The sequence below is a fragment of the Labilibaculum sp. genome, from assembly GCF_963664555.1.
In the GTDB taxonomy this organism is placed as follows: Bacteria; Bacteroidota; Bacteroidia; order Bacteroidales; family Marinifilaceae; genus Labilibaculum.
In genome coordinates, this window is the sequence record NZ_OY761461.1 from 4,221,691 (window position 1) to 4,244,010 (window position 22,320).

Genomic DNA, 22,320 nt, shown 5'->3' on the forward strand with positions numbered 1-22,320 from the left:
ATTATATTTGTTCCTATTCAAAACAATTCTAAATAAACCTTCATGTTTGAGAAACTTAAAAAGCGTTGGGAGATTACCTCTAACATCCAATTGATTCTTATTTTTATTGCCTTTTCGGTTACCGGAAGCCTCTCGGTTATGGTACGAAAGCCTGTTTTTGAATACCTGTCAATTGGTCCGGACACAAACCTGCTGATTAAAATTTTCATGAGCATTCTAATAATCACCCCAACCTATCAAGTATTCTTACTAATTGTTGGTAGTTTATTAGGCCAATTTCGGTTCTTTTGGAAATTTGAGAAAAAAATGCTGAATCGTTTTATTCCCACAAAGAAAGAACAACCCCTATCCTAATAAAACGATACTGACCAAAATCACACTTACATGAATAAAGAAATAATCGCTGAAAAATTTCGCCAATTACAGGACAGAATTTGTAAAGTCCTTGAAACAAGTGATGGGAAAGCAAATTTTATTGAAGATACTTGGGAAAGGGAAGGTGGTGGCGGAGGTCGAAGCCGAGTAATAGCCAACGGTAACATTATTGAAAAAGGTGGTGTTCAATTTTCTGCTGTTCACGGTGAATTACCTGAGAAAATAAAAACTAAACTTAAGCTTTCCAATTCAAATTTCTTTGCAACAGGTGTCTCACTAATCATGCATCCTGAAAATCCTCATGTGCCAATTGTACACATGAATGTGCGTTACTTTGAACTAGAAGATGGTTCGTTTTGGTTCGGTGGAGGAATCGATCTTACCCCTATTTATATAGATGCAGATCAAGCCAAAGATTTTCACTTGAAATTGAAAAACGTATGCGATCGTCATCATCCGGAATATTATTCAAAATTCAAAAACTGGGCTGATGACTACTTTTATCTTCCTTTTCGGGAAGAAACACGTGGCATTGGTGGAATTTTTTTCGATCATTTAAATGGAACAGATGGTTTAAGTAAGGAGCAGGCTTTAAATTTCACAATGGATGTCGGGAATTTATTTGCGCCTCTTTACAGCCGAATAATGAAGCAATATCATAAAATTCCATACACTGAAAAGGAAAAAGATTGGCAATTGCACCGGCGGGGAAGATATGTAGAATTCAATTTGGTACTTGACAAAGGAACCAAATTTGGATTGGACACCAATGGAAGAACTGAATCGATATTGGTGAGTATGCCTCCTGAAGTGAAATGGACGTATCAATACCCAATTGAAAGCGGTTCCAAAGAAGAATTAACTCTTTCACTGCTAAAAAAAGGAATTAACTGGGTGAAATAAATACAATCCGTTTTATTTACCAAATCAAAAAACAATTCGCTGTTTGATTTGTATAGCAGTGGAAGAAAATTTTTATTACTTTAAACTGGGAAACAGCTAAACACTCCCTTTTTATCTAAATAATCAACACGAACACTATGCCAAAAAAAACGACTGTTTTACTACTCAATTTAGGAACACCAAAAAGTCCTGATGTATCTGATGTTCGCACCTACCTTTTCGAATTCCTAAACGATCCAAGAGTAATTGACATTCCCTGGTTACTACGAAAAATATTAGTGAACCTTATTATCGTTCCTTTTAGGGCAAAAGGCTCATCGAAAATATATAAGCAATTGTGGACCAAAGATGGTTCCCCATTGTTAATTTATGGCGAGAAAGTAAAAGATTTGCTTCAAAAGGAACTGAACCCGGATTTTACTGTTGAGTTGGCCATGCGCTACGAACAACCATCAATGAAAAGCGTTCTGGATAAAATACAGAAGGATATGCCACAGAAATTAATTATTCTTCCAATGTATCCGCAATATGCTTCCTCATCAACAGGTTCTACCTTCCAGAAGGCAATGGAAATTATCAAATCCTGGGAGGTAATTCCTGAAGTGAAATTTGTAAACCAATTCTTCGACCATGAAGGATATCTGGATACTATTGCTGAAAATGCCAAAAAGCATGATTTAAACGATTTTGATCATTTTATATTCTCTTATCATGGACTGCCAATCCGCCAAATAAACAAAGTTCATCCTAAGCGGAATTGTTTTAAATGCGATTGTCACAAAAAATTTATTCCTGAAACAGATTATTATTGTTACCGTTCAACCTGCTTTGAGACCAGTCGCTTATTGGCTGAAAAATTATCTATTCCTAAAGAAAAATATACCGTTTCCTTTCAATCCCGATTGGACAAAAACTGGCTGGAACCTTTCTCTGATAAAGTAGTGGAAGAAAAAGCTAAAAATGGCACAAAAAAGATACTTGTTTTCAGCCCTGCTTTTGTTGCTGATTGCTTAGAAACAACAGTAGAAATTGGAATAGAATATCGAGAAATTTTCGAGGGAAACGGTGGCGAAAAATTAGCCTTGGTTGAGAGTCTAAACGATCATCCAAAGTGGATTGCGACCTTGAAGGATTTGGTAATTAATTCATAATCCCAAATTATTAATTCGCCTAAGAAGCTGTTTAAATTTATTAATAGCATTTGCAGAGAAATATCAAAAATAAGGGAGGTCGTTATTATTTGTTAATGCCTTCACCAAAGGCTTAAACGTCCATTATTATTTGTTAATACCTCCACCAAAGGCTTAGGCAAGTCATTATAATATGTTAACGGCTTCGTTAAATGAAAAAATCACAATTATAATTTTATAAAAGCGAGGGCAATACATTAGGCAGGCAATTATTAGTTGTTAATACCAATTTAATTTCAAAAGTATCTTTAGAAGCTGTTTAAATTTATTTTTAGAAATTTTTATCGAAGAAAAAAGACTCAGAATAAGGCAAATTTGATGCGGATAGTGGTTCTATTTAACGCAATTATGAGGTTTTTGGCTTATGAAGTTTCTAATTTTAAGCCCGATCAATAGTTGCTTCCCAAAAATACATTGGAGGATTACACTCCTTGAAACCTTCCGAAAGGTAAAGGTTTTGAGCTGTTTGATTGTCGTTTCGAACCTCTAAGGTTATTTTGCAGCAATCTATCTTCCTGGCAATGGCTTTAACAGATTTCATTAAGAACCGCCCTACACCTTTCCCCCTATAATCAGGTAAAACTATTAAGTCATGAATGTTTATGAGGGAAGACATCTTGAAAGTTGAAAAATTCACAAAGCAATTTGCCAAAGCAATATATTCATTCTCATTTTGTACTAAAACCCCAATATAATTAGCCTGTTTTTGCAATCCACGTACTAATTCTTGAAATGAATCGGCATGTAATGGCTTTTCACAGCCCATCCGATCCAACATATAGGCATTCATTAAATTGAACAATGCAGTCTGATGATCCGGATCATCAAGATCCAGCTCTACAAAGGAAAAAGGAAGTGTTGTCATGTTTTCTGTTTGTAAAAGCATTTACAGTTTGGAAATCTATTTTAAAATTACACTTTAAAACGCCAGGTTTCAATCTCATATTTTTTCACTCTTGTCCCCAGCATTCTCTCTGTAATGCAAAGCAATTCAGCTGCTTTTGTTACATTCCCGGCCGTAGTCGTGAGTGCGTCCCGAATCAATTGTTTTTCAAGCTGCTCAACCACAACCATCATTCCACCTTCCATTACACTGTTTGTTGAATCGGCAGTTTGAAGAGTTGGAGGTAAATCGTAACTATGAATAACATTATCTTTCGTCATTATGCACGATCGTTCAATCACATTCTCCAGTTCCCTAATATTTCCCGGCCAACGATGAACCATCAACATATTTATTGCAGATGTTGTAATTCTTTTAATTTGAAAATTATTCTTTCGGTTAAACTTATCGATAAAATGATCAACCAAAATTGGAATATCATCTCTTCTGTGTCGCAAAGGAGGAATAAATATTGGAAAAACATTAATTCTGTAATAGAAATCTTCTCTAAAATCACCATTCTCAATTAGCTCCTCCAAATTACGGTTTGTTGCTGCCACTATTCGCACATCAACCTTAATGGTTTTAGAACCACCTATACGTTCAAACTCTCTTTCCTGCAAAACCCGCAACAATTTTACTTGCGTAGATAAAGGCAAATCACCAATTTCATCGAGAAATATTGTTCCCCCATCGGCCAATTCAAATCTCCCCTTTCGCATTTGATCGGCACCTGTATAAGCTCCTTTTTCATGTCCAAAAAGTTCACTTTCAATTAAGCTTTCCGGCAATGCAGAACAATTTACTTTAATGAGCTTACGATCCTTTTGTTTGCTTTTGGCATGTATTTCCTCAGCAAATAGTTCTTTTCCAATCCCGCTTTCGCCACGCAACAAAACCGTGCTGTTTGTTTGGGCCACCCGACTTACCAATGCATACAAATCACACATTTTGCCTGAGTTACCAATAATATTATGCGGTTTTTGGCTATCGAGCTGACTTTGCAATTCTCTGTTTTGTTCTCGTAATGCTTCTAATTCTTCAAGCTTAGCTTGCTTATAACGAGCCGTTTTTGCAATCATCGATCCAACAATACTCAATAGCTGAATATCCTCATTAACAGAAATGTTGGAATTGTAAATTCTCACAACACTTAAGGCACCCATTACAACATTATCAAGCAAAAGCGGCACACAAATAAAAGTTAACTCATGTCCGTCTTTTGTAAGTTCCGTTTTAATTTTGTTGATAAAAAGTTTCGATTTTGATATTTCAGAAATAACAACAGGCCTGGCCAATTCAACAACCTTACCTATAATTCCTTCACCCAAATCGTACTTTCCCCTTGCTTGCTGCGATGCACTTAATCCATAGGCAGCCTCAATCATCATCCGGTTTGTTTGCCGATTAAAAATCGTGATAAAACTTCTTTCGGCATTCAAATGTTTCACCAAACAAGCTAATATCGGAGATAAATCCTTTTTTAATTCATTACTGTTCAAAAGTCTTTGGCTTATATCGAAAAGAAGAGACATTTCATTAAAACCATAACATTCGTCGCCTGCTTTTTTGCATTTTAAACTCATAAGCGAATATTTAACGGGGTACATCTGCAAAATTATAAAAAAAGGAACAACACCCCCACAAAACACATAAATCATTTAATAATTTATACTTATTACAAATCATACCCCATTAAAAGAACATTACAATACAAATAAAAATACATTAAAAACCAACACACCCCCATTTAAACAATTCCCATCACTTACAAAACCATTTTGGAACAATTTGAATCCTAAATTCAAATTTTGTTTAAAATACATTTCTGTATGAATCAAATAATCAAACAGATCGAAATCCCTTACTGAACCAACGATTACACACTTAAATTCAAATATGTACTCCAAAACTATCTTTCCTACAAATTTGTAGGAAATCGAAGTGCCTGCAATGCAAAATAAATACGGACAAAACAACAATAAACACCTATACAACAAGAACTTAAATACTACAAAAAAACAAGAGAAACGAAACTGAAAAAGCAAATGGTACGCTTTATGAATACGGCTTGGCAACTATTAACCCAAATAAAAATAACAGACATGAGAAAAATTGCCATTTACGGAAAAGGTGGAATTGGAAAATCAACTACAACCCAAAACACTGTAGCAGGTCTAGTTGAAGCTGGAAAAAACATCATGGTTGTTGGATGTGATCCCAAAGCCGACTCCACAAGATTATTATTAGGAGGATTAGCTCAAAAAACAGTTCTTGACACACTGCGCGAAGAAGGAGAAGATGTTGATTTGGATGATATTGTTCGTCCTGGTTACGGTGGAGTAAGATGCGTTGAATCAGGAGGACCTGAACCAGGAGTTGGTTGCGCCGGTCGTGGAATTATTACTTCGATTAATATGTTGGAACAGTTAGGTGCCTGGGATGACAAATACGAAATAGACTACACATTCTACGATGTGCTTGGTGATGTGGTTTGCGGAGGTTTTGCAATGCCAATCCGTGAAGGTAAAGCGGAAGAAATTTACATTGTTGTTTCTGGTGAAATGATGGCCATGTATGCTGCAAACAATATCTGTAAAGGAATTCAAAAATATGCACAGAACGGAGTTGTTCGTTTGGGAGGCTTAATTTGCAATTCACGTAATGTTGATCACGAAAGTGATATGATTGAAGAATTAGCACGAAAACTGGGCACACAAATGATTCACTTTGTTCCTCGTGACAATGTGGTTCAAAGAGCTGAAATTCATCGTAAGACAGTGATTGAATATGAACCGGAACATGGTCAGGCCGATGAATACCGTAAATTATCCAATGCCATAGATGGCAATGAAATGTTTGTAATTCCAACACCATTAGAAATGGAAGAATTGGAAAAACTTCTAATCGATTTTGGTATTGACGCCTGATAAATCTTGCTCAAATTAATAAAACACACAATCTAAAACATTTAAAACAATACAGACTATGTTAATGATAAAAGCAATAATCCGCCCTGAAAAAACCAATAAGGTCTTAAAAGCTCTGTTTGAAGCAGGATACATCGCTGTAACAAAAATGCCTGTGGTTGGCCGCGGCAAGCAGCGGGGAATCAAAATTGGTGATGTTACTTACGATGAACTGCCTAAAGAAATGCTGATGATGGTTATTAAAGATGAAGACAAAGATTTCGCCATCAACACCATTCTGGATGCTGCCCGATCCACTCCAAAAGGAGCCTTCGGTGATGGGAAAATATTCGTATCTCCAGTTGATGAAGCCTACACAATAAGCAGAGGTACCAAAGAATTATAAACCTAAAAACTCGAAGGTATGAAGTGTATAATGTCCATTATCAAGATTAATAAAATGAACAAAACCAAACGGGCTTTGCGTGATGCCGGATTTTCTTCGATGACTGCAACAGGTAGTGTATTCGGACGCGGCAAAGGCCTTTGGGATGCTAAAGTTTTAGAAGGTGTAAAGAATGATCAGCCTGAAGCATTGGAGCTTTTAGGAAAAGAACCCAGACTTCGCCCTCAACGCCTGCTTCAAGTTGTTGTTCCGAACCATAAGGTATCAGAATGTATCGAAACAATAATCGAAGCCAATCAATCAAAAAGCCCAGGAGATGGTAAAATTTTCGTTTTGCCTGTAAATGAAGCGATACGTGTAAGAACTGCAGAAAGCGGTGATCAAGTTCTGGATAATTAAACGAAAAGCTATGGTAAAAAAATTAGATATAACACAGGGTTTGCCGGATCCATCGAAAGTGATGGATGAGATCATGGCAAAATACCCGACAAAAATTGCCAAAAAACGTCAAAAGTCATTGGTGGTTAATGATCCTGCCGAAGGAAAAGAAATTCAAGCCAACGTAAGAACCATTCCGGGAATTATTACTCAACGAGGATGTACTTACGCAGGATGTAAAGGGGTAGTATTAGGCCCAACAAGAGATATTATTAATTTGGTTCACGGGCCAATTGGCTGCAGTTTTTACGCCTGGCTTACAAGAAGAAACCAAACCAGACCTGCTGAAGGAGAAGATAACTTTATTACCTACAGTTTTTCTACCGACATACAGGATTCTAACATTGTATTTGGTGGTGAAGCTAAGCTAAAAGATGCCGTTCGCGAAGCATTCGAGATTTTTAAACCCAAAGCAATTGGCATTTTCTCAACCTGCCCTGTTGGTTTAATCGGAGATGATGTGCACTCAGTATCCCGCGAGATGAAAGAGGAATTGGGAATTAATATTTTCGGTTTTAGCTGCGAAGGATACCGCGGTGTATCTCAATCGGCGGGTCACCACATTGCAAACAATGGTGTATTCAAAAATGTAATCGGCAACAACAACAGAGACCGTATTGGCAAATTCCAAATCAATCTGCTTGGCGAATACAATATTGGTGGTGACGCTTTTGAATTGGAAAGATTGTTTGATGAAGCTGGAATCACTTTGCTGTCCACTTTTAGTGGTAACTCTACGATCGAAAGTATGGAATATGCTCATACCGCTGACCTTAATCTGATTATGTGTCACCGCTCCATCAATTACATTGCTGAGATGATGGAAGAGAAATATGGTATTCCTTGGGTGAAAGTTAGTTTCATTGGTGCAGAAGGCAGTGCAAAAGCTCTTCGTAAAGTCGCTGAGTATTTTGATGATGCTGAGCTAAGTGCAAAAGTGGAAGAGATTATAGAACGCGAGATGAAGAAAGTGGAAGTGGTAAGAGAAGCTGTAAAAGCAAAAACAGAAGGCAAATTAGCCATGATGTTTGTTGGAGGTTCAAGAGCTCATCATTATCAGGATTTATTCTCGGAAATAGGTGTAACCACAGTATCGGCAGGATATGAATTTGCTCACCGTGACGATTACGAAGGCAGAGATGTTATTCCAAGCATAAAAATTGATGCCGATACCCGAAACATTGAAGATCTGACTGTTGAGAAAGATCTTGAATTATACCGTGAAGACTTAGCTGTAAAAAAAGAAAAACTTCTTAAAAATGGTTACGAATTCAGCAACTATGACGGTATGATGTCCGAAATGAAAAAGAACTCACTGGTTATTGATGACATCAACCATTGGGAAACTGAAAAGCTGATTGAGTACTATAAACCTGATATTTTTTGTGCAGGTATTAAAGAAAAATATGTGGTGCAAAAGTCTGGAGTTCCATTGAAACAATTACACAGCTACGATTACGGTGGACCCTATGCCGGTTTTGAAGGAGCAATCAATTTCTATCTGGAAATGGAGCGCATGCTCTGCACAAGAATCTGGAAAATGGTGACTACACCTTGGAAAACCGACCCTGAAATTGTTGGAAGTTTTGCCATTAACGAATAAAGGAGGACAAATAGATGTTATTAAATCATACAACAAGTAAAATAGTAGAGAGAAAGGCCTTAACGGTAAATCCGGCGAAGACCTGTCAGCCTATTGGTGCAATGTATGCCGCATTAGGAATACACGGATGTTTGCCTCACAGTCATGGCTCGCAAGGCTGCTGTTCTTATCACAGAAGTACTTTAACCCGACACTACAAAGAACCCGTAATGGCTGCAACCAGTTCATTTACCGAAGGTTCATCCGTTTTTGGCGGACAAGCAAACTTACTGCAGGCAATCACAAATATTTTTACCATATACGAGCCGGATATAATTGCAGTGCATTCCACATGTTTATCAGAAACAATTGGCGATGACTTAGGGCAGATTGTAAGTAAGGCTGCATCGGATGGTAAAATTCCGGAAGGAAAGCACGTGATACAGGCTCCAACTCCAAGTTACGTAGGTAGTCATGTAACTGGTTATGCCAATATGCTGGAAGGTATTGTAAAATATTTCGCTAAAAAAAGCGATAGTCTTAAAAATCAGCTGAATATTCTCTCTGGTTGGGTAGAACCTTCTGACATGAGAGAATTAAAAAGAATTTTAAAACTAATGAAGGTGAAAAATGTTTTGCTTCCTGACACTTCAGATGTTTTGGATTCGCCTATGAACGGGAAATTTGAAATGTATCCGAAAGGAGGAACTACAATTCCAGAAATGGTAAGCATGGGTGACAGCCTTCATACCCTTGCCTTGGGTGAATGGGCAACGGAAAAAGCAGCTATCAATCTCGACAATCAGTGTAAAGTAAAATTCAGCATACAGGATCTGCCAATTGGTATTCAGGCAACTGATCGTTTTATTCAGTCACTGGCAAAACTTGGATCTGTTTCTGTTCCTGAATCCATTAACGATGAACGTGGACGTTTGATTGATGTGATTACTGATATGCACCAATACCTGTATGGTAAACGTGTAGCATTATGGGGTGATCCCGATCAATTGATTCCATTAGCAGAGTTTTTGGTAGACATGGATATGAAACCAGTTTACATTGTTTCAGGAACTCCCGGTAAAACATTCGAAAAAAAAATGGAAAAGATTCTAAGCAAAAGTGTACCAGAGGCCAAATATAAAAACGGTGCCAATGCCGATATGCTTTTAATGCACCAATGGATCAAAGAAAACCCTGTGGATCTATTAATTGGAAACACCTATGGAAAATACATTTCGAGAGATGAAAAGATTCCATTTGTACGAATGGGCTTCCCTATTATCGACCGCATTGGACACAGTTATTTTCCAACACTAGGTTATATGGGAGGATTGAGAATTCTTGAAAAAATTCTTTCAGTACTTATGGATCAGCAGGATGCAACTTGCCCTGAAGAATCATTCGAGTTGGTAATGTAGTGATGCGATGAAATGAAGGAGGTTACTGGCTAAGTTGCAAATCATACCCTTTTCTCATAGCTAGGATAAAACGTCTCCCACCTCCTTCATTTTTATCACTCGTTTTGAATAAAAACCAATACGAAGAAAAATTTCTTCCCTCTCAATATAAACCTGTGCATTACACATATATAACGAACGACAATGGAGAGAATAATCAAAGAACGATCCACTCAGGTACACACAATAGGAACATCAGCCCATGATTTAGATTGTGAGAAGAAAAGCTTAGCCGGAAGTGTCAGCCAACGCGCCTGTGTATTTTGTGGCTCGCGGGTTGTACTTTATCCCATTGCCGATGCACTGCACCTGATTCACGGCCCCATAGGTTGTGCCGCTTACACCTGGGATATCCGGGGTGCATTATCCTCCGGACCGCAATTGCACCGATTAAGTTTTTCGACCGATTTACGCGAACGTGATGTGGTTTTTGGCGGAGAACCAAAACTCTATACTGCACTTACTGAATTAATTGAAGCCTACAAACCGAAAGTAGCATTTGTCTACTCCACCTGCATTGTTGGCGTTATTGGCGATGATGTTGAAGCCGTGTGCCGAAAAGTATCTGCAGAACAAAAAATAGATATATTGCCTGTAATGGCGGAAGGTTTTAAAGGTACAAAAAAAGACGGGTACAAAGCTGCCTGCGATGCTCTGTCGAAACTTGTCGGCACAGATAATGAATTTCAGGCACCTCCTTTTAGCATAAACATTTTGGGAGATTTTAATTTGGCTGGAGAACTATGGATGCTAAAGGAATATTACGAAAAAATTGGTATAAACATTATTACCTGCCTTACCGGCGATGGCAGAATAAATGAAATTCGTCAGGCACACAAAGCCTCCATAAATGTAGTTCAATGCTCTGGTTCAATGATGCATCTGGCCAAAGAAATGGAAGAAAAATACGGGATTCCATTCATAAAAGTATCCTATTTCGGGATTGAAGATATGGCTGATGCCCTTTACGAAGCAGCCGGTTTTTTTAATAATGATGAAATGCTTCAAAAAGCAAAAGATTTAGTTTCGAAAGAAATTAGGACTTTACTACCTGCTTTAACTCCATTCAAAGAAAAATTACAAGGCAAAAAGGCCGCGATTTATGTTGGTGGTGCCTTTAAGGCAATCAGCTTGGTGAAAGCCCTTCGGTTAATTGGAATGAAAACCGTAATGGTAGGATCGCAAACCGGAAACAAAGACGATTACAATTTGCTTAAAAAATTGTGCGATGAAGGAACCATTATTGTTGATGATTCAAATCCGAATGAACTTTCAGAATTTGTAAAAGAAAAAGGAGTTGACCTCTTTATTGGCGGCGTAAAAGAACGTCCGATTGCCTACAAATTAGGAATTGGGTTCTGCGATCACAATCACGAAAGAAAAGAAGCATTGGCTGGTTTCGAAGGCATGCTAAACTTTGCAAACGAGGTTTACGCCTCGGTAACCAGTCCTGTATGGAAATTCTTTAAACGCTAACTCACATGGAAAAAATCCCAACTTTATCATATATCAGACCATTTGTATCAACACGAAATGCGTGTAAACTGTGCTCACCCTTGGGTGCCTGTATTGCGATAAAGGGCATTGAAGGTTGCGTTCCTGTAATTCACGGCTCTCAAGGGTGCGCCACCTACATTCGTCGTTACATGATTAGTCATTACAAGGAGCCTGTAGATATTGCATCTTCCAATTTTAGCGAAGAAACTACCATTTTTGGAGGAGAGGCAAATTTAAAAACTGCACTAACCAATGTTACCAATCAATATCAGCCAATGGCAATTGGCGTTGCTACAACATGCCTGAGCGAAACCATTGGGGAAGACGTTGCATCACAACTAAGTCACATAAGAAACGACAGCACCAGTTCCAATTTACCAAGTTTGTTTACCGTTTCAACACCAAGTTATCAGGGAACTCACATGGATGGATTTCATGCAACAGTATTAGCTGTTGTCAAAAACTATGCGAAAAAATTACCATCTGCTGACAAAATCAATTTTTTCCCAGGCTTTGTTTCACCTTCAGATATTCGGCATATCAAAGAAATAGTAGCTGACTTTGATCTTACAACAACAATTTTACCCGATTACTCGGATACTTTGGACAACCCCGTTTGGGATCAATATTATCGTGTACCAAAAGGAGGTACTCCAATATCAGAGCTTGAAAAAATGGGAGAAGCCTACGCATCGGTTGAATTGGGTGTTTTTACTGCAGTAAAACAAGGCGGGCAAAACGGAGGAACTGAAGTCAGCGGAGCATCGTGGCTGGAAAGTGAACACAGCGTAAAAAACCACCAATGCCTTTTACCAATTGGCATGAGCAATAGTGATTCTTTATTTGATATTCTAAGTAAAATAAGCGGAAAAGACATTCCTGTGAAATATCGAATGCAGCGAGGTCGCTTACTGGATTCTTATGCCGATGGACACAAATACATTTTTGGAAAAAAGGCTGTGGTTTACGGCGAAGAAGATTTAGTTCTGGCCTTGTGTTCATTTCTTGATGAAATAGGAGTCGAAGTTGTTTTGGCAGCCTCGGGAGCAAACAGCGGAAAGCTTCAAAAAGAAATCATCAGACATTGTCCGGAACATGGAAAAACCATCAAAGTAATTAGTGATTCTGATTTTGAACAAATCAATGAGGCGTGCAATACAATTAAACCAGACTTTCTAATCGGAAACAGCAAGGGAAATTACATTGCCGGCAATTTTAACATCCCGCTGATAAGAGTCGGCTTTCCTATTCACGATCGAATTGGAGGACAACGGATTACTCTTCTTGGTTATCAGGGGACTCAGGAATTATTCGACAAGGTGGTAAATGCCATGATTGAATACAAACAAAACAATTCTCCTATCGGATATAAATACATGTAAAAGAGAGCATTTACAATTAATAAAAGTTAAGAAATCTCACATAAAAGTCGCATCATGAAAGATTTATCAACTCATCCTTGTTTCAACAAAGACGCACATCATAAATATGCCCGGGTACATTTGCCCGTAGCTCCAACTTGTAATGTGAAATGCAACTATTGCAATCGAAAATTCGACTGTGTAAACGAAAGCAGACCCGGAGTTACCAGCAGCGTTTTATCACCCGATCAAGCCTTAAGCTATCTTATTAAATTGGTGAAAATAATGCCGGAGCTTAAAGTGGTTGGAATTGCAGGACCTGGCGATCCTTTTGCCAATCCTACCCAAACCATGAAAACGCTTCATTTGGTTCGGGATAACTTTCCGGATATGCTGCTTTGCCTATCTACAAATGGCTTAAATATAGCCCCTTATATCGATGAATTAAAAGAGCTGGACGTATCACATGTTACAATCACTTTGAACAGCCTGCGTCCCGAAACTTTGGCAAAAGTTTACAGTTGGGTACGACACGACAAAAGAGGATATTTTGGAGCGCAAGCCGGAGAATATCTACTTAAAAGACAATTGGAAGCAATAACCAAACTAAAGGAAGCCGGCATTACTGTAAAGGTAAATACTATTATAATGCCGGGAATCAACGATCATGAAATTGCAGAAATTGCAGAAAAAATTGCATCACTTGGAGTGGATTTAATGAATACAATTCCATTGTTTCCGGTAAAAGATACCGCCATGGAACACATGGAGGAACCTACTCCTGATTTTATGAAATCCTTACGTAAAAAAGTAGAAGTGTTTCTTCCTCCGATGTCTCATTGCGCACGATGCAGAGCCGATGCGGCAGGATTACTCGGAAAAGATTCTGCAGAAGCCGCCAAGTTACTTTCCGAAACAGCTCTTCTTACAGTTGAAAAAGGAGAAGAAAGACCTTGTGTTGCAGTCACCTCTATGGAAGGAATTTTGGTGAATCAACATTTGGGCGAAGCAGATCGAATTCACGTTTTCAGGGAAACACCCAAAGGATACAAACTGGTAAATGTTAGGGCAACTCCCGACACTGGTCAAGGCGATTCCCGTTGGGAAAAACTAGCGGAAACTTTGGCTGACTGCAGAGCAATTTTAGTTGGAGGAATCGGCAAAAAACCAGCAGGTATTCTAGGTCGAAGCGGAATTAAAATCATCGAGATGAGCGGACTAATCGACCAAGGCTTGGATTCTGTTTACAAAGGCACCGAACTTCGTTCGCTCTGCAAAACCGAAATGACAAAATGTGGAACAGGATGTACTGGTTCTGCTACCGGATGCGGTTGATAAAACAACAACAAAAATTCAAATGATCAATTAAAAACACATAAAATCTTTATCATCATGAAGAAACCTGAATTTCACATTTTAGTTTGCAATTCATTTCGAATTGCAGGAGAAGCGCAAGGATATTGCAATAAAAACGGATCAGTAGACATGGTTCAATATCTTATGGAAGAATGTGCAGACAGAGGTATAGACGCGACAGTTTCAACCACCGGCTGCCTAAATGTTTGCTCACAAGGTCCGGTAATGGTAGTTCATCCAAACAACCTATGGTATGGAGGCGTAACACCGGATCGAATTGATGAAATTCTGGATGCTTTGGAAGAAGGCGAAGCTGTTACCGAATATTTAATTGCCGAATAGATTACGTATAACTCTTTAATAAAAAACACCATGCACATCATCGATACCACTCTTCGCGATGGAGAACAGGCACCTGGAGTTGTTTTCTCTCTTGAAGAAAAGCTAAAAATTGCTGCTTTACTGGATGAGGCTGGTGTAAAAGAATCGGAAATAGGAACACCCGCCATTTCCTTAGCGGATGAAGAAGACATTAGAATCATCAACGATCAAAGATTTCGTTTCAATGCCACCTGTTGGGCGCGGGCCTGCACGAACGATCTGCAGGCCGCTGCCCGAACGGGTGTTTCAAGAATCAATATCTCTTTCCCGGTTTCAGCAATTCATCTGGCATCGATTGGAAAAGACCGGAATTGGATGCTTGGCACCTTATCAACAATAGTTAAACAAGCTCAAAATATGTTTGGATTCGTTGCTGTCGGTGCACAAGATGCTTCCCGTTGCCAAACCGATTTGCTTGATGATTTTGTTTTTGCTGCTGAAATGCTAAAGGTGAATCGAATTCGACTGGCTGATACGGTAGGCATTATGAACCCCATGTCGGTGCAAAAACTGTTTGAAAGATATCAACATTGTTTAGACGGAACAGAATTGGAATTTCACGCTCACAACGATTTGGGAATGGCAACAGCCAATACCATTGCCGCTTTAAGTGCAGGAGCCAATGCCGTTTCTGTAACCGTGAACGGTCTTGGAGAACGGGCTGGCAATGCCGCCTTAGAAGAAGTTGTGGCGGCTATGGCATTTTCACTTTCCGAATCCAGTGGAATTAATTTAAAAAGCTGTATTCAGCTTTGCGAATTTGTAGAAATGGCTTCCGGACGAAGAAACTCCGAATCCAAACCCATCTCGGGCAAAAAAATTTACTGCCACGAATCTGGAATTCATTGCAACAGCCTTCTCAAGGATCCAATGAGTTATCATGCTTTTGATCCACATTTAATCGGACGAAAAAGTCAATTTATTATAGGTAAACATTCCGGTTTGGCTGTTCTAAAAGATACCTTAAAAGAAATGGGAATTCATTTAAACAACAAGCAAAGTCAATTATTTATTGAATCTGTAAAAAAGCTCTCAGCCAGAAAAAAATCAGGACTAAACAGGAATGAATTACAACAATTATACAATAACTTATTTTGCTGCTCTAATTAATTTCAACACAAAAAGACCAAATCACAAAACAAACATTCAAAAGTCAATTCTGTGGTAATATGTGGTAAATTAGGTTGCTGCCAAACTTCCTTTTTACAGGAAGCCTGGCAGTTTTTTATTTCTGATTAAAAAATCTCCATCTAGTCCATTGATGTTTTAAAACGTTCATCAGATTTCAATGTTTTGTGCTTTTCATCCCATTTCCGATCTAACCAACCGGATTTTATATTTTCGCGATTATCAAACTGTCCAAAAAATGGTTTAATATCCAACAAAGGTGTGCCATCCAAAACATCCGCATCCTCAACATGAAGAATATTCCCATCTATACTTATCAATTTTACCGTTGAAATACCAATTGCATTTGGTCTGCGAGGCGAACGGGTTGCAAAAACACCATGCTCTTCTGTATCCATAAAGGGGATTACTCTTAATTTGTAATCTGTTACTTTATGCAAATGGTAAAGCAAAGTAATATGAGAAAACTCCTCCAAATCTTTTAATCCATCAACAAATTCAGATTTTAATTCAACACTGGCCTTCACCCCCTTCGCTCCCATTGGCTGTATCGGCATGTTTTCAAGGGTTTTATATGAAGTTCGGATAGTTCCTATGGTTTCAAATTTAATTTCTGACATCGTAACAATTTTAAAATGAACACTAAAATTAACAATTCTCACCAAAATAAAAGAGGTTGCCCCCGATAAACGAAGCAACCTCTTTAGTGCGCCAAGAACTCTTATGAAGAGTATTGTTGTTTAAGCTTCTACAAATTTCCGAGGCTTAATCATCCTTTCCGGAGAAAGAATTTCGTCTAGTTTATCTTTTGTCAATAATCCTTCTTCAAGAATTAAATCATAAACACTTCTGTTTTCGCTTAGGGCACGTTTCGCAATTCGTGAAGACGCCTCGTAACCTAATGTCGGATTTACAGCAGTAACGATTCCGATACTATTCAAAACCATCTCTTTACAATGCTCAACATTAGCCGTAATACCATCAATGCATCGTTCTTTTAAAGTATCCATCCCGTTTATCAGCATCTCCATCGACTCGAAAAGAGAACGAACAATTACCGGTTCCATTACATTCAATTGCAATTGCCCAGCTTCTGCAGCGAATGTCACTGTCAAATCATTCCCAATTACCTTATAAGCTACCTGATTAACAACTTCAGGAATAACAGGATTTACTTTTCCCGGCATAATAGAAGAACCAGGCTGCATTTTAGGAAGATTAATTTCATTGAACCCGCAACGAGGTCCAGACGAAAGCAAACGTAAGTCATTACATATTTTAGATAACTTAATCGCCAATCGCTTTACAGCCGATGAGTACATTACGTACGATCCTGTATCTGGCGTTGCTTCAATTAAATTTCCTGCCAAAACAATATTCAATCCTGAAATTTCACACAATTGGCTCACACATTTTCCTGAATATTCAGGTTCTGAGTTGATACCTGTTCCAATTGCAGTGGCTCCCATATTAACCTCAAGAAACAATTTGGCATTCTGATTCAACCTCTCAATTTCCTCTTCCAAATTAGCTGCCCAAGCTTCAAACTCCTGTCCCAAAGTCATAGGCACAGCATCCTGAAGCTGAGTACGTCCCATTTTTAAAACATCATTAAACTCAACTCCCTTTGCACGAAATGAAGCAATCAATTTTTTCAGACTTTCTATCAAATCCTCATTCATCAAAATCAAACCTATTTTAATTCCTGTTGGATAAGCATCGTTTGTAGACTGCGATAAATTCACATGATTATTTGGATGACAGTAATCGTACTCCCCTTTATCATAACCCAATTTTTCCAATGCTCTGTTGGCAATTACTTCATTAACATTCATATTGGTTGACGTTCCTGCTCCTCCCTGAATCATATCAACAGGAAATTGATCATGAAACTTACCATCTATTAATTCCTCGCAAGATTTTGTAATTGCATCAGTTAACTCCGAAGAAAGTAAACCCAGTTCATTATTTGCCTTTGCCGCAGCCCACTTCACCATAGTCAAAGCTTTAATAAACTTAGGATAAGAGCTTAACTTTACACCACAAATGTTAAAGTTTTCTATTGCACGCAAGGTTTGAATACCATAATAGGCATCTTTTGGTACATCTTTGTACCCAATAAGATCGTGTTCTCTTCTTGTAATCATTATAATACGTTTGATTTTTCAACAATATCGCATCTCTAAAGATTAAACTTTATAGAAACCAAAATTGTTAAATCCGTGTAAATTAGTGTTTGTTTATAAAGCACAAATGTAAAACAAGAATCAAATTTAAACCAAGAATTAAAAGAAAATTACCAGCCACAATACATCAATACATAAAACCCTGTCTTTGCGATACTTTCACCACACAAAACAGGGTTTTACTAAACTTAACTCACAAAATAACTCATGTTTTTAAACAGAAACAAACGTTTTCGATAAAAACCAAGATCAGAAAAATCTGATCTATTCAAATTCGTCACCATTTGTTTCCATTTCTGCAATCGGTTTTAAATGTGCAGGAATCTCTTCATTAAGTTCGCCGCTAAAATATGGGAATACATCCATTAATGGACTTTCTGAAATTGCAGGAATTTCATACGGTACAATCATAGTGCTTAAACACTCTTCCAAAAACTCGTATGCTTGTTTTACATTACTGGCCTGAGTGAGCATATACTGAGTCGCTTTTTTCTCTTTCCCAGAAGCTTCATCAACATCTACAAAAGAAACCTTCGCCTTAAACCAGCGATCACCATTCTCGTTTGGATACAATTCTGTAACATTCGATTTACTGATGTTTGTAACGTTAAAATCTCCGCTAATCATTTGTTCCAATTCTTTGTGAATCCTTGCTTCTGCCTCAGTAAAAGACACTGCATCTACCAAATATGGCTCAGACACCTTTCTTTCCTTGCCAGATGCTTCATCAATTTTCACATATTTTACTTTGCACTCGAACCAATTATTTGTCATCATATTCTATTATTTTTTTTGATTAACAAAGATAAAATAATCATCCGCTAATTTTAGTCTGATTAAAAAAACAAAGGGAATAACTTTTCAGTTATTCCCTTTTGTAGCGAGAGGCGGGCTTGAACCGCCGACCTCGTGATTATGAATCACGCGCTCTAACCAGCTGAGCTACCTCGCCATTTTTTGCTGGATTGCGGTGCAAATATAATTGCATTTTAGTTCTAAAAAAAATCTTTTTATTGGAAATTGAATCAAGCTTCGGTATTAATATGGCAAACTATCTCAATTACAGAAATATTACACTTAAAATTTATTTTATTTTTTTTCAAAAAAGCAAATAATACTTACTCAAGGGGAAAAAATCAGGCCAAATCAGACTCAATTTAATATGTAAAAGCGGTGTTGCTGCCACAACTTGATCGTAAAACAGCCTCCTCCCAATAAATATCTAAATATCCTGATTCAAATGAGTTTTCGAAGACTATGAATATATCAAAATCAAAGCCCATTTGACTCCAAATTTCAATCAAAAATATAGGGAATAACTCTTCAGTCATTCCCTTTTTGTAGCGAGAGGCGGGCTTGAACCGCCGACCTCGTGATTATGAATCACGCGCTCTAACCAGCTGAGCTACCTCGCCGTTTTTTCTAACGAGGTGCAAATATAAAATCCTTTTTCATTTAAAAAAAATCTTCACCCATTTTTTTCTAAAAAGTTTAGAATTGTAATCTCTAAATTTTATTTCTTAAATTTTCCTTATATTACTGAAATTAAACTTTTGACAAATAAAGAAATACTAAACAATATGAAAATCCGGTAAGTTTTAATCCTATTTTTTTTTATTCCATATTCTTAAGTATCTTGCGAAAAATTTCAGTAGTAACTTACAATTCACGTTTTTAGTTAGAAAAAATCCAGTATTTTGGGTTATATGAAAAAGCTATAGACTTGTATAAATGGTTTTTACATATTTACATCTAATTATTTTACTAATTCAAAGCCCGTCCAATGCAACAATTTGAACTCGAATATGTGCTCCATGCCTCACCAAAAGTAATTTACGATAGATTAAGCAGTGCCAGTGGATTATCAGAATGGTTTGCTGATGATGTTAATCAGAAAGGAAAAATTTTTACTTTTATTTGGGAAGGCTCCGAACAACAAGCAGAATTAATTCAAAAAAAAGACAATCGCCTGATTCGTTTTCATTGGCTGGACAGCGAAGACGATGAAAGTTTCTTCGAATTCAAGATTGAAATAGATGCTCTAACCAACGATTTATCCTTAATTATCACTGATTACGCCGAAGAAGATGAAGTTGAAGAGGGAATTGAATTATGGGATTCACAGATTTCAGAACTAAAACAAGTTTTGGGTATCTAATTTTTTAATACTCCACATTTACAAAACCTAATTAAAATACCTTATTTTTGTACTCATCAAGACCAGTCAAATCGTGTTATTGGTCTTGTTTTGTATGGAACAAATTGTGAAGTTTCAACAAACATGATTTACTAATCTGGTTGAAAGATATTTTAGATTCCATTTATCAACCAAAATGGCAAGGAATGAAAAGATTGCATTCATTTATTTTAAAAAGCTTTTTAGGGCCTCTGGCATTTACCTTTTTTATCTGCATGTTTGTTTTACTCATGCAATTTTTATGGCGTTACATAGATGAATTGGTAGGAAAAGGCCTTGACTGGACTGTTATTGCAGAATTTCTATTTTATGTTTCGGCGACTTTAGTCCCAATGGCACTTCCTTTAGCTATTTTATTAGCCTCCATAATGACCTTCGGGAATATGGGTGAGAATTACGAACTTATAGCAATGAAAGCGGCAGGAATATCCTTGCAAAGGATTATGAAACCATTAACTATCCTAATTATCATAATTAGTTTAGGTGCGTTTTATTTCTCCAACAACATAATGCCCATTGCTTCCCTTAAAACAACAACCTTACTTCGTGATATCAAAAGACAAAACCCTGAATTAATTCTTAAAGAGGGAATTTTTACCAACGACTTACCAAAATTTAGTGTTAAAGTTGGCAAAATAGATAAAAATACGGGAATGATGTATGATCTTTTGATTTATGATCATCGTGAAAATCTAGGCAATACAGATGTAACTGTAGCCGATTCGGGGACTATGGTAACTTCAGCTGACAAGCTAACTATGAATCTTACGCTTTATAGTGGTAATATTTATCAGGAAGTAAAACAAAAACCCCGAAACAGAAACAAAAATCATCCGTCCCGAAGAATAAAATTCAGAGTATTTAAGCAAAATATTTCGTTGCCGGGTACAGATTTAAAGAGAACTGACGAAAATGTTTACAAAACCAGTTATAGAATGCTGAATTTGGGACAATTGATAAATCAGGAAGACTCCCTTGAGCTTAACCTAAAAAAAGATAAAGATAACTTTACTAAAAATTTGCTTGCCAGGCATTATTTTCAAAAAGAACCTAAGAGCCTGTTAAAAGACTCAATTAAATCGATCTTAATTACAGAAAAGATAAAAGATGCTGACTCTTTGTTCAATAAACTTTCCCCATCAAAAAAACTTACTACAATTAGTTATGCTTTAAACAAAAGCAGAAAGGCCCGTGAAAATATTTCCAGAAAAGATGGCGAATTTTCCGGCCAAATTAAATGGATCAGAAAATACACCAACGAATGGCATCGTAAATTCACATTGCCTTTTGCCTGCTTTATCTTTTTCTTTATTGGAGCACCTCTTGGAGCCATTATCCGCAAAGGAGGATTGGGTCTGCCGGTAATCATCTCCATTTTGTTTTTTATTATTTACTATATCATTTCGATGACAGCAGAACGCTTTTCAAAAGAGTTGGTTCTTGAGCCGGTTTGGGGCATGTGGATGTCTTCATTTATCGTGTTGCCTTTGGGAATAATTTTGACTTATAAAGCGACAACCGACTCTACTGTATTCAATATTGAGAATTATATTGATTTCTTTAAGAAAATCAATCCTTTGAATTTTTTCAAGAAAAAACATGTATAAACTATTCATCATTTTAGGATTACTTTTTATTCTTATATCGAATTCGTGTACCACATCAGTGCTGCCTCAGAATAAGGAAGTAGATGAATTCATTAATAAATGGCACAAAGCTGCAGCTGAGGCAGAATTAACATCCTATTTTGATATGATGAGTGAAAATGCCATTTATATTGGCACAGATGCAGGCGAACGCTGGACTAAAAAAGAATTTTTCACATTCTGCGAACCACACTTTTTAAAAGGAAAAACCTGGGATTTTAAACCTTTCGACCGACAAATATATTTCTCCGACGATAACAAAACCATCTGGTTTGATGAATTACTAAATACATGGATGGGCGTTTGTCGGGGATCAGGCGTAATTGTTCTTGAAAATGGAGAACTTAAAATTTCACATTATCATCTGTCAGTCACTATTAAGAATGAAAAGATGAACGAATTTTTACTAATCAATCAAGAATAGC

At 37.3% G+C, this 22,320-nt stretch carries 21 protein-coding genes and 2 tRNA genes; 16 read left to right on the top strand and 7 right to left on the bottom strand.

What is annotated here, in order from left to right:
- The first annotated feature begins 42 nt into the window (after window positions 1–42).
- The 3 genes from ACKU4N_RS16585 to hemH all read left to right on the top strand — a co-directional run bounded on the left by ACKU4N_RS16585 (window position 43) and on the right by hemH (window position 2,429).
- Window positions 43–354, top strand: a complete 312-nt coding sequence (locus ACKU4N_RS16585) for a DUF6787 family protein (protein ID WP_321318257.1) — start codon at window positions 43–45, stop codon at window positions 352–354.
- A gap of 30 nt (window positions 355–384) precedes the next feature.
- On the top strand, window positions 385–1,278 hold the full coding sequence (gene hemF, locus ACKU4N_RS16590) for an oxygen-dependent coproporphyrinogen oxidase (protein WP_321318259.1): 894 nt from the start codon (window positions 385–387) through the stop codon (window positions 1,276–1,278).
- A 137-nt stretch (window positions 1,279–1,415) separates the two neighbouring features.
- Entirely contained in the window at window positions 1,416–2,429 is a 1,014-nt protein-coding gene (gene hemH / locus ACKU4N_RS16595) for a ferrochelatase (protein WP_321318262.1), read from the top strand.
- A gap of 418 nt (window positions 2,430–2,847) precedes the next feature.
- Here hemH and ACKU4N_RS16600 read toward each other — a convergent pair whose 3' ends face one another.
- Window positions 2,848–3,333 (bottom strand): GNAT family N-acetyltransferase, encoded by a 486-nt coding sequence (locus ACKU4N_RS16600; RefSeq protein WP_321318264.1) that lies wholly within the window; start codon window positions 3,331–3,333, stop codon window positions 2,848–2,850.
- Window positions 3,334–3,380: 47 nt separating this feature from the next.
- Entirely contained in the window at window positions 3,381–4,937 is a 1,557-nt protein-coding gene (locus ACKU4N_RS16605) for a sigma-54 interaction domain-containing protein (protein ID WP_321318267.1), read from the bottom strand.
- 519 nt (window positions 4,938–5,456) lie between these two features.
- Between ACKU4N_RS16605 and nifH the strand changes: the two genes are divergently transcribed.
- From nifH to ACKU4N_RS16655, 10 genes are all read left to right on the top strand, one after another.
- Entirely contained in the window at window positions 5,457–6,281 is an 825-nt protein-coding gene (gene nifH / locus ACKU4N_RS16610) for a nitrogenase iron protein (protein WP_321318269.1), read from the top strand.
- A gap of 58 nt (window positions 6,282–6,339) precedes the next feature.
- Window positions 6,340–6,666, top strand: a complete 327-nt coding sequence (locus tag ACKU4N_RS16615; protein WP_101310082.1) for a P-II family nitrogen regulator — start codon at window positions 6,340–6,342, stop codon at window positions 6,664–6,666.
- A gap of 18 nt (window positions 6,667–6,684) precedes the next feature.
- On the top strand, window positions 6,685–7,065 hold the full coding sequence (locus tag ACKU4N_RS16620) for a P-II family nitrogen regulator (protein WP_101310081.1): 381 nt from the start codon (window positions 6,685–6,687) through the stop codon (window positions 7,063–7,065).
- Window positions 7,066–7,075: 10 nt separating this feature from the next.
- A complete protein-coding gene (nifD, locus tag ACKU4N_RS16625) occupies window positions 7,076–8,707 on the top strand; it encodes a nitrogenase molybdenum-iron protein alpha chain (protein WP_321318272.1) in 1,632 nt (543 codons plus the stop codon).
- A 14-nt stretch (window positions 8,708–8,721) separates the two neighbouring features.
- Window positions 8,722–10,104 carry a nitrogenase molybdenum-iron protein subunit beta gene (gene nifK / locus ACKU4N_RS16630; RefSeq protein ID WP_321318274.1) on the top strand — a complete coding sequence of 461 codons (1,383 nt, stop codon included), beginning with the start codon at window positions 8,722–8,724 and terminating at the stop codon, window positions 10,102–10,104.
- Between the two features lie 183 nt (window positions 10,105–10,287).
- Complete coding sequence (gene nifE / locus ACKU4N_RS16635; protein ID WP_321318275.1) at window positions 10,288–11,619, top strand: nitrogenase iron-molybdenum cofactor biosynthesis protein NifE; 1,332 nt, start codon at window positions 10,288–10,290, stop codon at window positions 11,617–11,619.
- Window positions 11,620–11,624: 5 nt separating this feature from the next.
- Entirely contained in the window at window positions 11,625–13,022 is a 1,398-nt protein-coding gene (locus ACKU4N_RS16640; RefSeq protein WP_124992266.1) for a nitrogenase component 1, read from the top strand.
- A gap of 54 nt (window positions 13,023–13,076) precedes the next feature.
- On the top strand, window positions 13,077–14,336 hold the full coding sequence (locus ACKU4N_RS16645; protein WP_321318278.1) for a radical SAM protein: 1,260 nt from the start codon (window positions 13,077–13,079) through the stop codon (window positions 14,334–14,336).
- Between the two features lie 57 nt (window positions 14,337–14,393).
- Entirely contained in the window at window positions 14,394–14,699 is a 306-nt protein-coding gene (locus ACKU4N_RS16650; RefSeq protein WP_156195217.1) for a (2Fe-2S) ferredoxin domain-containing protein, read from the top strand.
- Between the two features lie 30 nt (window positions 14,700–14,729).
- The gene (locus ACKU4N_RS16655; protein WP_321318280.1) at window positions 14,730–15,848 is read left to right on the top strand and encodes a hydroxymethylglutaryl-CoA lyase-like TIM-barrel protein; all 1,119 of its coding nucleotides are present in this window, start codon (window positions 14,730–14,732) and stop codon (window positions 15,846–15,848) included.
- Window positions 15,849–15,988: 140 nt separating this feature from the next.
- Here the strand turns inward: ACKU4N_RS16655 and tsaA are convergent, their stop codons facing one another.
- From tsaA to ACKU4N_RS16680, 5 genes are all read right to left on the bottom strand, one after another.
- Complete coding sequence (gene tsaA, locus ACKU4N_RS16660) at window positions 15,989–16,486, bottom strand: tRNA (N6-threonylcarbamoyladenosine(37)-N6)-methyltransferase TrmO (RefSeq protein ID WP_321318281.1); 498 nt, start codon at window positions 16,484–16,486, stop codon at window positions 15,989–15,991.
- 120 nt (window positions 16,487–16,606) lie between these two features.
- Window positions 16,607–18,019 (bottom strand): aspartate ammonia-lyase, encoded by a 1,413-nt coding sequence (gene aspA, locus ACKU4N_RS16665; protein ID WP_407937253.1) that lies wholly within the window; start codon window positions 18,017–18,019, stop codon window positions 16,607–16,609.
- A 297-nt stretch (window positions 18,020–18,316) separates the two neighbouring features.
- Window positions 18,317–18,829: a DUF4494 domain-containing protein gene (locus ACKU4N_RS16670; protein WP_321318285.1), complete on the bottom strand. Its 513-nt coding sequence runs from the start codon at window positions 18,827–18,829 to the stop codon at window positions 18,317–18,319.
- A 101-nt stretch (window positions 18,830–18,930) separates the two neighbouring features.
- Window positions 18,931–19,004, bottom strand: a tRNA-Met gene (locus ACKU4N_RS16675).
- A gap of 389 nt (window positions 19,005–19,393) precedes the next feature.
- A tRNA-Met gene (locus tag ACKU4N_RS16680) sits at window positions 19,394–19,467 on the bottom strand.
- A 368-nt stretch (window positions 19,468–19,835) separates the two neighbouring features.
- Here ACKU4N_RS16680 and ACKU4N_RS16685 point away from each other — a divergent pair.
- From ACKU4N_RS16685 to ACKU4N_RS16695, 3 genes are all read left to right on the top strand, one after another.
- The gene (locus tag ACKU4N_RS16685; RefSeq protein WP_321318287.1) at window positions 19,836–20,210 is read left to right on the top strand and encodes an START-like domain-containing protein; all 375 of its coding nucleotides are present in this window, start codon (window positions 19,836–19,838) and stop codon (window positions 20,208–20,210) included.
- A 185-nt stretch (window positions 20,211–20,395) separates the two neighbouring features.
- Complete coding sequence (locus tag ACKU4N_RS16690) at window positions 20,396–21,856, top strand: LptF/LptG family permease (RefSeq protein WP_321318290.1); 1,461 nt, start codon at window positions 20,396–20,398, stop codon at window positions 21,854–21,856.
- A complete protein-coding gene (locus ACKU4N_RS16695) occupies window positions 21,849–22,319 on the top strand; it encodes a nuclear transport factor 2 family protein (protein ID WP_321318292.1) in 471 nt (156 codons plus the stop codon). The genes ACKU4N_RS16690 and ACKU4N_RS16695 overlap by 8 nt, the downstream gene beginning before the upstream one ends.
- Window position 22,320: the final 1 nt, after the last annotated feature.

Bases quoted from the DNA above. Each gene is read 5' to 3' on its own strand.
- tsaA (WP_321318281.1), bottom strand. From the start codon at position 16,486: ATGTCAGAAATTAAATTTGAAACCATAGGAACTATCCGAACTTCATAT.
- ACKU4N_RS16600 (WP_321318264.1), bottom strand. From the start codon at position 3,333: ATGACAACACTTCCTTTTTCCTTTGTAGAGCTGGATCTTGATGATCCG.
- ACKU4N_RS16690 (WP_321318290.1), top strand. From the start codon at position 20,396: ATGAAAAGATTGCATTCATTTATTTTAAAAAGCTTTTTAGGGCCTCTG.
- hemF (WP_321318259.1), top strand. From the start codon at position 385: ATGAATAAAGAAATAATCGCTGAAAAATTTCGCCAATTACAGGACAGA.
- hemH (WP_321318262.1), top strand. From the start codon at position 1,416: ATGCCAAAAAAAACGACTGTTTTACTACTCAATTTAGGAACACCAAAA.
- ACKU4N_RS16620 (WP_101310081.1), top strand. From the start codon at position 6,685: ATGAAGTGTATAATGTCCATTATCAAGATTAATAAAATGAACAAAACC.
- ACKU4N_RS16695 (WP_321318292.1), top strand. From the start codon at position 21,849: ATGTATAAACTATTCATCATTTTAGGATTACTTTTTATTCTTATATCG.
- nifH (WP_321318269.1), top strand. From the start codon at position 5,457: ATGAGAAAAATTGCCATTTACGGAAAAGGTGGAATTGGAAAATCAACT.
- ACKU4N_RS16650 (WP_156195217.1), top strand. From the start codon at position 14,394: ATGAAGAAACCTGAATTTCACATTTTAGTTTGCAATTCATTTCGAATT.
- ACKU4N_RS16640 (WP_124992266.1), top strand. From the start codon at position 11,625: ATGGAAAAAATCCCAACTTTATCATATATCAGACCATTTGTATCAACA.
- ACKU4N_RS16615 (WP_101310082.1), top strand. From the start codon at position 6,340: ATGTTAATGATAAAAGCAATAATCCGCCCTGAAAAAACCAATAAGGTC.
- nifK (WP_321318274.1), top strand. From the start codon at position 8,722: ATGTTATTAAATCATACAACAAGTAAAATAGTAGAGAGAAAGGCCTTA.
- ACKU4N_RS16670 (WP_321318285.1), bottom strand. From the start codon at position 18,829: ATGATGACAAATAATTGGTTCGAGTGCAAAGTAAAATATGTGAAAATT.
- ACKU4N_RS16685 (WP_321318287.1), top strand. From the start codon at position 19,836: ATGCAACAATTTGAACTCGAATATGTGCTCCATGCCTCACCAAAAGTA.
- ACKU4N_RS16655 (WP_321318280.1), top strand. From the start codon at position 14,730: ATGCACATCATCGATACCACTCTTCGCGATGGAGAACAGGCACCTGGA.
- ACKU4N_RS16585 (WP_321318257.1), top strand. From the start codon at position 43: ATGTTTGAGAAACTTAAAAAGCGTTGGGAGATTACCTCTAACATCCAA.
- ACKU4N_RS16645 (WP_321318278.1), top strand. From the start codon at position 13,077: ATGAAAGATTTATCAACTCATCCTTGTTTCAACAAAGACGCACATCAT.
- nifE (WP_321318275.1), top strand. From the start codon at position 10,288: ATGGAGAGAATAATCAAAGAACGATCCACTCAGGTACACACAATAGGA.
- ACKU4N_RS16605 (WP_321318267.1), bottom strand. From the start codon at position 4,937: ATGAGTTTAAAATGCAAAAAAGCAGGCGACGAATGTTATGGTTTTAAT.
- nifD (WP_321318272.1), top strand. From the start codon at position 7,076: ATGGTAAAAAAATTAGATATAACACAGGGTTTGCCGGATCCATCGAAA.